We start from the raw sequence: 9925 nt of genomic DNA on the forward strand, positions 1-9925 counted from the left end.
CGACCGCGGTCGCGGCGAGCAGCGCGGCCACCGCGAGGGCGAGCAGGCGCAGCCGCTCGAGGCGTACGCCGACCAGCCGCGGCGTCTCGTCGTCGAGGGCGAGCAGGTCGAGCTCGCGGTGCATCAGCCAGGCGAGCGGCACCGTCACCACCAGCACGACGGCGACGGGCACGACCTGTCCCCACGTCCGGCCGTACGTCGACCCCGACAGCCAGGTGTAGAGCGCGGGGGTGTTGAACGGGTCGGAGTAGACGAGCAGCAGCGCGCAGAGGCTCGCCCCGAAGGCCGCGACGCCGATGCCGACGAGCACCAGCCGGTCGGGGTCGAGCGACCCGCGCCAGGTGACGGCGTAGACGAGCACCATGGCGAGGATCGCGCCGACGCCGGCGGCCAGGGCGATCTGGGCGGTCGAGGGCGAGTCGACCGAGGTGACGACGATGACCGCGCCGGCGGCCGCGCCTCCGGTGACGCCCAGGATGCTGGGCTCGGCGAGGGGGTTGCGGCAGACCGCCTGGGTCGTCGTGCCGGCGAGCGCGAGCGCGGCGCCCGCGAGCAGCGCGGCGACGACCCGGGGAGCACGCTCCTCCAGCCCGAACGCCACGACGGGGACGGCGTCGCCGCGCAGCCAGTTGAGGACGTCGCCGACGAGGAACCACTGGTAGCCGCCCAGGATCCCGACGACCCCCGCTCCGACCACGAGCACGACCAGGACCGCGACCACGACCAGGAAGCGGAGCCGCCCGTGGAGCGCTCCGGGGCGGGCCGACGCCGGTCGACGCGTGGGTCCGGCGTCACGCGCCTGACGGGCCAGGACGACGAGGGCGACCGCGCCGACCATGGTGGTCGAGACACCCGTCGGCACCCGCAGCGAGGCCTCGGCGCCGATGACGCTGCGGACCGTCGCGTCGGTGAGCAGCACGACGAGGGCGCCGACCAGGCCGGCGAGGGGCAGCAGGACGAGGTGGCGCGAGACGGACGGCACGACCCGCGCGGCCAGCCGCACGAGCGCGGGCGCCGCGAGCCCGACGAACCCGATCGGACCGGCGAGGTTGACCGCGCACGCGCAGAGCAGGACGGCGAGGAGGGTGCCGACGACCCGCGACCGGAGCACGGGCACGCCGAGGCTCGAGGCCGCGTCGTCGCCCAGGCTGAGCAGGTCGAGGCGACGTGCGAGCAGCAGCGTGGCGAGCACGGTGAGGGCCACGAGCGGGCCCATCGCCCGTACGCCGTCGAGCCCGGTCTGCGACAGGGTGCCGCGGCCCCAGGCGAACAGCCCGGTGGTCTCCTGGTCGAAGAGCAGCAGGAGCGCCGTACCGACGGCGTCCAGCGCCAGGGCGAGCGCCGAGCCGGCCAGGATCAGCCGGGTGGTCGACGTCGAGCCGCCGCCGGCGAGCACCAGCACGAGCCCCGCCGCCAGCAGGGCGCCGCCGAAGGCGACGAACGTGTTGCCGACGAACGGCACGGTGATCCCGAACGCCGCCACGGTGGTGACCGCGGTGACCGCTCCGGCGTTGACGGCGAGGGTGTCGGGCGAGGCCAGGGCGTTGCGGGCCAGGGACTGGAAGACGGCGCCCGCGACGCCGAGGGCGATGCCGACCGTGAGGCCGGCCAGCATCCGCGGCAGCCGCGAGTCGACGAGCACGTCGACGGTGCCGCGGTCGGCGCGCCCGAGGACGGCGTCGACCAGGTCGCGCGCGCCCACGCCAGTGGTCCCCTGGGTCAGGTGCCAGCCGACGACCACCACCAGGGCCGCGACCACGACGGTCGCGGCACCCGCCGCTCCGAGCACGCCGCGGACGCCGGCCCCCTCCTCGAGGGGGCCGGCGTCGGGCGTGCGCAGGGTGTCGGTCAGGAGAGCGCCTCCACGTAGGCGTCGAGGATCTGCTCACCCGACCGCGGGCCGCCGAAGGTCCAGATCCCCGTGGGGAACGGGTTGACGCGGTCGTCCTCGACGAAGTCGGAGCCGGTCCACAGCCGGTTGCTCTCGAGCTGCTCGAGCCACCCGGACGACTCGGTGCCGGTGTAGAAGAGCTCGGCGTCCTTGATCGCGGTGATGCCCTCGACGTCGGTCTGGCCGAGGCCGTAGACGTCGTCGACCTTGCCGGTCCAGGCGTTCTCGAGGCCGAGCTCCTCGCCGAGCTCGCCCATGTAGGAGCCCTGGCCGAACGGGCGGACCGACAGGGTCGAGCCCACGACGTAGGCGTCGGCGTAGACGAACCTCCTCGTCTCGGGGGCCGCGGTCTCGACGGCCGCCTTGGCCTCCTCGAGCGAGGCGTCGAACTCGGCGAGCACGTCGGTCGCCTCGTCCTCCTTGCCGAGGGCCTGCGCGATGAGGGTGAAGGTCTCCTTCATCTGGCCGACCGGGTCCTCGGCGTCGGCGCCGGCCGTGACGAGCACCGGGACGCCGGCGTCCTCGAACGTCGCCAGGTCGGGGCCCTGCTCGACGATGATCAGGTCGGGGTCCTTGCCGATGACGGCGTTCTTGTTGACCGCTCCCCGCATGCCGACGTCGAGGTCGTCGCCGCCCTCGAGCGGCACGGCGGTGTCCCAGGTGTTGTAGCCGGCCGGGTCGGCCACGCCGACGGGTGTCACGCCGAGCGCGAGCACGTCCTCGATCTGCTGCCACTCGAGCACGACGACGTCCTCGGCGGGACCGGAGAGCTCGACGGTGCGGCCGTCGGCGTCGGTGAGGGTGATCGGCCCGCCGTTGGCGGCCGCCTCGGAGGTCTGCTCCTCCTCCCGCTCCGACTGGCTCTCCTCGGTGCTGCCGCAGGCCGACAGGGCGAGCAGCGCGGCGGCGCCGGCGGCGATGACGGTTCGCTTCATGAGGTGGGGTTCCTTCTGGGGTGGCGGTGGGTGGGATGGTGCCGACCGCGGGGGTCGGCCCGGACGGCCCCGGTGTCGGGGTCGACGACGGTCTCGATGCGCAGGCCGTAGACCTCGGTGAGCAGGTCGCCGGTCAGCACCTCGACCGGCGCTCCGGTGGCGCGCACGTGCCCCTGGTGGAGGAGCACGATCGTGTCGGCCACGCCGGAGGCGTGGTTGAGGTCGTGCAGGACGATCCCGACGGCGACGTCGTGCTCGTCGGCGAGGTCGCGGACCAGGTCGAGGATCTCGACCTGGTAGCGCAGGTCGAGGTGGTTGGTGGGCTCGTCGAGCAGCAGCACGCCGGTCTCCTGCGCCAGGCAGGTCGCCAGCCAGACCCGCTGGAGCTCGCCGCCGGACAGCTCGTCGACGGCGCGCCGCTCCATCGGGCCGGTGCCGGTGACCTCGAGCGCCCAGTCGACGGCCGTGCGGTCGGCGTCGGCGAGCCCGCCGAAGCGGCGGCGGTAGGGGTGCCGTCCGAACGTCACGACGTCGCGCACCGTCAGGCCCGACGGGTGCGGGCGCGACTGGCCGAGCATCGTGACCCGCCGCGAGAACGCGCGGGCGTCGAGGTCGAGCGCCGAGCTGCCGTCGTCGAGCGTGATCCGGCCGGCGTCAGCCTTGTGCAGCCGGGCGAGGGCCCGCAGGAGCGTCGACTTGCCGCTGCCGTTGGGTCCGACGAGGGCGGTCACCGTGCCGGCCCGCAGCTCGACGGAGGCGCCGTGCACCACGGTCGTGTCGCGGTAGCCGAGGGTCAGGTCGGCCCCGGTCAGCGAGGGCAGGTCGGCGGGCACGCGAGAAGGTTAGCCTCGCCTAACTTGGTCTGGCGAGGGGCCCCCGCCCGGTGGGTCAGGCGAAGATCATGCAGGACGACGTGGCGTGGGCGACCTGCTTGCCGGCGGCGTCGAAGAGCAGTGCCTCGGCCAGCGCCGTGCGCCGGCCGCGGTGGATGACCCGACCCTCGGCCCGGAGCCGGCCCGAGTCGACGGTGACCGGGCGCAGGAACTTCACCGTCAGGTCGAGCGAGGTGTAGCCCTCCCCCGCGGCCAGGGTGGAGTGCACCGAGCAGCCGGCCGCCGTGTCGAGCATCGTCGAGATGACGCCGCCGTGGACCGTGCCGAGCGGGTTGTAGTGGCCGTGCCGCGGGACGAGCTCGACGTGGATCGAGCCGACCTCGCCGCCGAAGTTCTCCATGCCGAGGGTCTCGGCGATCGGCGCCGGCGGCAGGTCGCCGCGAGCCATGGCCATCAGCAGCTCGTAGCCGGTCATCGTCGTCGGATCCTGGGTCTGCGTCATGGACCCAGCGTCGTCGGGGTCGCTGAGTCTGTCAAGAAGACCTAGGGTGTGAGCATGACCACCGCGACTCCCCCGGCCCTCGACTGGTCGACCGACAACTGCCAGGTCGCCCGCGCCATGGCCGTCCTCGGCGAGAAGAACGCGATGATCGTGCTGCGCGAGGTCTTCAACGGCGTCCGCCGCTTCGCCGAGATGCAGCGCCACAGCGGCCTCCCGCGCCAGGTGCTCAGCAACCGCCTGGCCCTGCTCGTCGAGCACGACGTCCTGCACCGCGTCCCCTACCGCGACGAGGGCGCACGCGAGCGCCACGAGTACCGCCTGACGACCAAGGGCTTCGAGCTCTATCCCGTGTTCGTCGCGGTGGCCGACTGGGGCGCCCGCTGGTACGCCGACCCCGAGGGCCCGCCGGTCGAGCTCGTCCACCGCGACTGCGGGTCCGTGGTCGACCCGGTCCTCGAGTGCCGCGACGGCCACCGCGTCGACGACCCGCGGGACGTCCTGCCCCGGCCGGGGCCGGGCGCGCGACCGTGGTCGAGCCCGGAGTCGTAGGAGGCCGCAGCGGGACTACGCAACTGGCCTAGCCCGACTTGCGGACCGCCCACTCACGGACCAGGTCGATCCGGGCCCGCAGCTGGTCGGCGTTGGCGATGGCGGCGGCCGGTCCGCCGGCCTCCTTGCGCAGGGCGGCGTGGGTGATGCCGTGGGCCTGGCCGGTGCGGTGGTGCCAGGCCGCGACGAGCCCGTTGAGCTCGCGGCGGAGCACGGCGAGCTGCTCGTGGGTCGAGACCTGGGCGACGGTGTCGGGCTCGCCCGTCGCCACCCGGCGGGCCTTCTGCGCCTTGGCGCTGTCGGCCTGGCGCTGCTGGAGCAGCTCCTTCATCTGCGACGGCTCGAGCAGGCCGGGGATGCCGAGGAAGTCCATCTCCTCCTCCGAGCCGTACTGGTCGCCCTCGAAGAGCACGTGGTCGAAGGTGGCCTCGGAGCCGAGCGCCTCGAAGGGCAGGCCCTCGAGCTCGGACGACGCGGCCTCGCCGGCCGCGGCCTGGGCGAGGAGGTCGTTCTCGGCGGCGTAGATGTCGGTCTCGTCGATGACCCGGCGCCCGAGCACGTGGTCGCGCTCGAGCTCCATCTCGGAGGCGTGCCCGAGCAGCACCGGCACCGACGGCAGGAAGATCGAGGCGGTCTCGCCGCGGGAGCGGGCGCGCACGAACCGGCCGATCGCCTGGGCGAAGAAGAGCGGCGTCGAGATGGTGGTGGCGAAGACGCCGACCGCGAGCCGGGGCACGTCGACGCCCTCCGAGACCATCCGGACCGCGACCATCCAGCGCTTGTCGCTGCTGGTGAACTCGGTGATCTTCTTCGAGGCGGCCTTCTCGTCGGACAGCACGACGGTCGGCGCCTCGCCGGTGATCGCGCGCAGCGACTTGGCGTAGGCCCGGGCCGAGTCCTGGTCGCTGGCGATCACCATGCCGCCCGCGTCGGGGACGTGGCGGCGTACCTCGCTCAGCCGCTTGTCGGCCGCCGCCAGCACGGTGGGGATCCACGAGCCGGCGGGGTCGAGCGCGGTGCGCAGCGCCTGGTTGGTCATGTCCTTGGTCAGCGGCTCGCCGAGGCGCGCCGCGATCTCGTCGCCGGCCCGGGTGCGCCACGACATCTCGCCCGAGTAGGCCAGGAACAGCACCGGGCGGACGACGTGGTCGGACAGCGCGTGGGCGTAGCCGTAGGTGTAGTCGGCCAGCGACCGCGGCACGCCGTCGGTGCCGGGCGCATAGGAGACGAAGGGGATGGGGTTGACGTCGGAGCGGAACGGCGTGCCCGTCAGGGCCAGCCGCTTGGCGGCCGGCTCGAACGCCTCGCGCACGCCCTCGCCCCAGGCGAGCGCGTCGCCGGCGTGGTGGACCTCGTCGAGGATGACCAGCGTCTTGAACCGCTCGGTGCGGATCCGCAGGGCGAGCGGGTTGACCGCGACGCCGGCGTAGGTGACCGCGATGCCGAGGAAGTCGCTGGAGATCTTGCCCTTGCCGGCGGAGTACGTGGGGTCGATCGGGATGCCGGCCCGGGCCGCGGCCTCGGCCCACTGCAGCTTGAGGTGCTCGGTGGGCGCGACCACGACGACGCGGTCGACGACCCGGCGCCCGATCAGCTCGGAGGCGACCGACAGCGCGAACGTCGTCTTGCCGGCCCCGGGGGTGGCGACCGCGAGGAAGTCGCGCGGCATCCGCTCGAGGTAGTCCTTCATCGCCGCCGTCTGCCACGCGCGCAGGGACGGGGCGGTGCCCCACGCCGCGCGCTCCGGCCAGGCAGGGGTGAGTGCTGGCGTCAGGTGCGGATCGGCGGGGTCGTGACCCCCGGTCACGCGGCCGTCACTCGCCGTCGCCCGAGTCGTCCTGGAACTTCTCCCAGGCGTCCTTGCACTCCGGGCAGACGGGGAACTTTTCGGGGGCCCGGCTGGGCACCCAGACCTTGCCGCACAGGGCGACGACGGGCGTGCCCATCACCATCGCCTCGGTGAGCTTGTCCTTCTCGACGTAGTGGGAGAACTTCTCGTGGTCGCCCTCGTCGGTCGGGACGGTCCGCTCCTCCTCGCGCACCTTGGTGGCGGTCGAGGTGCCGAAGCCGAAGGGAGGAGCCATGCCGTGAAGTCTAGAGGGGCGGGACCGTCCTTCCCAGCCGGCGTCGGGCCCCGCACCCGGGAGCACGCCGCCCCGTCAGGCGGGCTGGACCGCCCGGGCCCGGTCGCGCTCCAGGACGAGGCCCGTGACGGCGAGCACCAGCAGCGCGAAGGTCGGCAGGAGCTCCGGGACGTCGCTCGGGAGCTCGGCGCCCGGCCCGCCGATGGCACGCGCCCCGACGAGCGTGGCGACGGCGACCGCCACGGAGAAGCCGTGGCGCAGTCCGCGTCGGCGGGCGGCGACCGCGACCAGGCAGAGCACGAGGTAGACGAGTCCCCCGGCGGCGTAGCCCGCCAGCAGCAGGAGACCGTCCGGGTCGTCGCCGACGAACGAGGCGCCGAGGGCGAGGAAGAGGAAGAGCGTCGCGCCGGCGGCGAGGGCGTGGAAGCCGACGAGGACACGGGCCGTGATCTGGAGGGAGGTCATGCCTCGAGCCTCGCCCGGGCGACCGGCCGTCAGCCGGGCCCGCGTACTCAGCCGGACTCTGTGCGGGGCTCAACCCCTCAGCCCGATCCGGACCGCCGGCGCCCCCACCCCCACCACACCACCACAGCGCGCATGTCGGGGCGGCGGCCCCCCGCGCAGAGCGGGCCCGCTGCGCGAGGCCGTCGTCCACGACCAGTCAGATTCAGTTCAGGTCCGGGTCGACGGGGCGCGTCGAGTGCCAGGCGAGGTCGCCCGGCTGGCGGCGCAGGACGTCTCGGTGCAGCGTGGAGGTGTCGGACCGGAAGACGTCGCGGGCGATCCCGGGGACGACGTACCAGCTGCCCTCCTCGATCTCGCGGTCGAGCTGGCCGGCGCCCCAGCCGGCGTAGCCGGCAAAGATCCGGAGCCCGTCGAGCTCGTCGCTGACGAGCTCGACCGGGGTGTCGAGGTCGAGCAGGGCGAGGCGGTCCACAACCTCGCGCAGGCCGAGCACCTCGTCGTCGTCGCTCCGACGCAGCACGACCGCCAGGGCGCCGTCGGTCTCGACGGGTCCGCCCCGGAAGAGCACCTCGGGCTCGGCGACGACGTCGCTCCACGCCTCGAGGACCTCGGCGACCGGCAGCGCGGTCGGCCGGTTGAGGACGACGCCGAGCGACCCGTCGCCGTTGACGTCGAGCATGAGGACGACGGTCTCGGCGAAGTTGGGGTCGAGGAGGGCAGGGGTCGCCAGGAGCAGCATGCCGGCGCGTACCTCGCTCACCCGACCATGATGACGCAACGACGGGCACGACAGCGGCGGGGCACCCGTGGGAGGACGAGCACCCCCGCCGCTGCGGCTCGTGGGGTCAGGCGGCCAGGACGGAGCGCAGGCGCTCGAGGAACGACGGGCGCGCCTCGGGGACCAGCGTCGGGACGCCGCGGTGCAGCGACCGGGCGCGCTCCTCGATCCGGGCGCCGATCGGGGCGGCCTCGGCCTCGGCCTGGACGCCGCCGATGGCCCCCTGGCCGGCCATCACGGCGAGCAGGGCGTGCTCCTTGACGGTGGCCTTGGCCATGGCCTGCGCCATGGCGGCGTCGTCGGGCTCGGCCCGGTAGTGGTCGAGCACGAGGCGTACGCCGGGCAGCTCGTCGCAGGCGGAGCCCCACGCGGTGGCCACGGCCAGGGGCAGGTCGAGCGGCTGCTCGAGGAGCTGGCGCTCGATGTGGCCGGCGAGCCGGGTGTGCCACTTGAGCTGGAGGGTGCCCAGCAGCTCGAGGTCGTCAGCGAACGTGTCCGCGACCCCGTCGACGTCGGTGGGCAGGAGGCCGTCGCGGCGGGTGTTGGCCGTGGCGATCACCGTCCGCAGGATCTCGCCCCGAGAGTGGAAGGTCTTCCAGGTCATGGTGGAGCTCCTTGTCTGGGGTGCACTCGCATACCGCGAGTACGTACTTGAAGTATGGAACAGACCGAGGGCCTCTCCAACTCTCTCGGGGGTGATCCTGACCACCGGGTGCATGACCGGGCGCACGGGAATCCCTGTCAACCACGGCCCTGAGCGTGCGAGCCCGCCTGTTCGGGTGGGCTGCCACCGGCCGAAGGTGGTGACCACCACTCCCCCGTGTGGGCCACGTCATAGGCTGGCGGGATGGCGAAGTCGGTCTCCAAGCTCGTGCCCAAGGTCCCCGGCGTCCCCGGCGTGCCCGGCGCGAGCCGCCGGGCGGCGTACTCCGCCTCCACCAAGCGCGCCCTGGTCGACGTCGCCGAGCAGCTGTTCACCGAGCACGGCTACGCCAACGCGTCGCTCGACTCGATCGTCGCCGGCGCCCAGGTCACCAAGGGCGCGCTCTACCACCACTTCTCGGGCAAGCAGGCGCTGTTCGAGGCCGTCTTCGAGCGGGTCGAGGACGACGCCTCGCGAACCATCCAGAAGGCGCTCAAGGGCCGCAAGGACCCGTGGGTCAAGGCACGCACCGGCCTGCGGACCTTCCTCACCGTCGTCCAGGAGCCGCGCTACCGCCGGATCGTCGTGCAGGACGGCCCGGCCGTGCTCGGCCACGAGCGCTTTCGCGAGCAGGAGGAGCGCTCGACCTTCGCCAACGTCGTCGACATCGTCCGCTCGGTCCTGGTCGCCGGCACCTGGGAGCTCGACGAGGACATGGTGCAGACCTTCTCGCGGATCTTCTTCGGCGCGATGGCGTCGGCCGGCGAGTCCGTCGCCGGGGCCGAGGACCCGATCGCCGCGGCCGAGCGCGTCGAGATCGCGATCACCTTCATCATCAGCGGGTTCCAGGCACTGACCGAGGCCGGCGTGGAGATGCCCACGGCGCTCGAGCCCGCCGACGACTAGGAAGCCTCAGTCGAAGGTGACGTCGCCGCCGTCGGCGGGGACCAGCTCGATCCAGGTGCGCCCGGCCGGTACGTCGAGCGGGCCGGCCTGGGTGGCGAGCTTGATCGGGGCGCTGAGGGCGTTCTTGCTCCAGGTGCCGCGGACCAGGCGGCCGCCGTGGAACAGCATCGCCTCGCCCTTGCCCTCGAGCTGGGTCTCGGGGACCGGGTTGCCGGCGGGGTCGGTGTAGCCGGCGTCGCCGACCCGCACCTTGAGGACCAGCACGGTGTCGGCGGGGAACTCGTCGCCGTCGGCGGCGAAGACGTTGTCGTTGACGTAGCCGCCACCGCGGTAGGACCA

Annotated in this window: 12 protein-coding genes; 2 read left to right on the forward strand and 10 right to left on the reverse strand. The window is 73.5% G+C overall.

What is annotated here, in order from left to right; translation table 11 throughout:
* From Q7T52_RS05190 to Q7T52_RS05205, 4 genes are all read right to left on the reverse strand, one after another.
* On the reverse strand, window positions 1–1789 hold a 1789-nt coding region (locus Q7T52_RS05190), incomplete at its 3' end, for an iron chelate uptake ABC transporter family permease subunit (RefSeq protein WP_304800063.1).
* Between the two features lie 59 nt (window positions 1790–1848).
* Entirely contained in the window at window positions 1849–2826 is a 978-nt protein-coding gene (locus Q7T52_RS05195; RefSeq protein WP_304800065.1) for an ABC transporter substrate-binding protein, read from the reverse strand.
* Window positions 2823–3659, reverse strand: coding sequence for an ABC transporter ATP-binding protein (locus tag Q7T52_RS05200; RefSeq protein WP_304800067.1), 837 nt, complete (start codon window positions 3657–3659; stop codon window positions 2823–2825). The genes Q7T52_RS05195 and Q7T52_RS05200 overlap by 4 nt, the downstream gene beginning before the upstream one ends.
* A 55-nt stretch (window positions 3660–3714) precedes the next feature.
* Complete coding sequence (locus Q7T52_RS05205; RefSeq protein WP_304800069.1) at window positions 3715–4161, reverse strand: PaaI family thioesterase; 447 nt, start codon at window positions 4159–4161, stop codon at window positions 3715–3717.
* A 54-nt stretch (window positions 4162–4215) separates the two neighbouring features.
* On the opposite strand from Q7T52_RS05205, the gene Q7T52_RS05210 reads away from it, so the two are divergent.
* The gene (locus tag Q7T52_RS05210; RefSeq protein WP_304800071.1) at window positions 4216–4710 is read left to right on the forward strand and encodes a helix-turn-helix domain-containing protein; all 495 of its coding nucleotides are present in this window, start codon (window positions 4216–4218) and stop codon (window positions 4708–4710) included.
* Between the two features lie 28 nt (window positions 4711–4738).
* Here the strand turns inward: Q7T52_RS05210 and Q7T52_RS05215 are convergent, their stop codons facing one another.
* The 5 genes from Q7T52_RS05215 to Q7T52_RS05235 form a co-directional block, all read right to left on the reverse strand.
* Window positions 4739–6484, reverse strand: a complete 1746-nt coding sequence (locus Q7T52_RS05215) for a DEAD/DEAH box helicase (protein WP_304800084.1) — start codon at window positions 6482–6484, stop codon at window positions 4739–4741.
* A 40-nt stretch (window positions 6485–6524) separates the two neighbouring features.
* Window positions 6525–6794, reverse strand: coding sequence for a DUF3039 domain-containing protein (locus Q7T52_RS05220; protein WP_304800073.1), 270 nt, complete (start codon window positions 6792–6794; stop codon window positions 6525–6527).
* Window positions 6795–6869: 75 nt separating this feature from the next.
* Complete coding sequence (locus tag Q7T52_RS05225) at window positions 6870–7259, reverse strand: hypothetical protein (RefSeq protein ID WP_304800075.1); 390 nt, start codon at window positions 7257–7259, stop codon at window positions 6870–6872.
* Window positions 7260–7461: 202 nt separating this feature from the next.
* Window positions 7462–8019, reverse strand: coding sequence for a YqgE/AlgH family protein (locus Q7T52_RS05230; protein WP_304800076.1), 558 nt, complete (start codon window positions 8017–8019; stop codon window positions 7462–7464).
* A gap of 85 nt (window positions 8020–8104) precedes the next feature.
* Entirely contained in the window at window positions 8105–8641 is a 537-nt protein-coding gene (locus Q7T52_RS05235; protein WP_304800078.1) for a hypothetical protein, read from the reverse strand.
* 243 nt (window positions 8642–8884) lie between these two features.
* Between Q7T52_RS05235 and Q7T52_RS05240 the strand changes: the two genes are divergently transcribed.
* Complete coding sequence (locus tag Q7T52_RS05240; protein WP_304800080.1) at window positions 8885–9586, forward strand: TetR/AcrR family transcriptional regulator; 702 nt, start codon at window positions 8885–8887, stop codon at window positions 9584–9586.
* Window positions 9587–9592: 6 nt separating this feature from the next.
* Here Q7T52_RS05240 and Q7T52_RS05245 read toward each other — a convergent pair.
* Window positions 9593–9925: DUF3048 C-terminal domain-containing protein (locus Q7T52_RS05245; RefSeq protein ID WP_304800082.1), on the reverse strand; the 333-nt coding region annotated here is incomplete at its 5' end.

This window comes from Nocardioides sp. (assembly GCF_030655615.1).
In the GTDB taxonomy this organism is placed as follows: Bacteria; Actinomycetota; Actinomycetes; order Propionibacteriales; family Nocardioidaceae; genus Nocardioides.

Excerpts from the sequence above, each read along its gene's own strand:
- Q7T52_RS05195 (WP_304800065.1), bottom strand. The coding sequence starts at position 2,826 with ATGAAGCGAACCGTCATCGCCGCCGGCGCCGCCGCGCTGCTCGCCCTG.
- Q7T52_RS05205 (WP_304800069.1), bottom strand. The coding sequence starts at position 4,161 with ATGACGCAGACCCAGGATCCGACGACGATGACCGGCTACGAGCTGCTG.
- Q7T52_RS05210 (WP_304800071.1), top strand. The coding sequence starts at position 4,216 with ATGACCACCGCGACTCCCCCGGCCCTCGACTGGTCGACCGACAACTGC.
- Q7T52_RS05220 (WP_304800073.1), bottom strand. The coding sequence starts at position 6,794 with ATGGCTCCTCCCTTCGGCTTCGGCACCTCGACCGCCACCAAGGTGCGC.
- Q7T52_RS05225 (WP_304800075.1), bottom strand. The coding sequence starts at position 7,259 with ATGACCTCCCTCCAGATCACGGCCCGTGTCCTCGTCGGCTTCCACGCC.
- Q7T52_RS05235 (WP_304800078.1), bottom strand. The coding sequence starts at position 8,641 with ATGACCTGGAAGACCTTCCACTCTCGGGGCGAGATCCTGCGGACGGTG.
- Q7T52_RS05240 (WP_304800080.1), top strand. The coding sequence starts at position 8,885 with ATGGCGAAGTCGGTCTCCAAGCTCGTGCCCAAGGTCCCCGGCGTCCCC.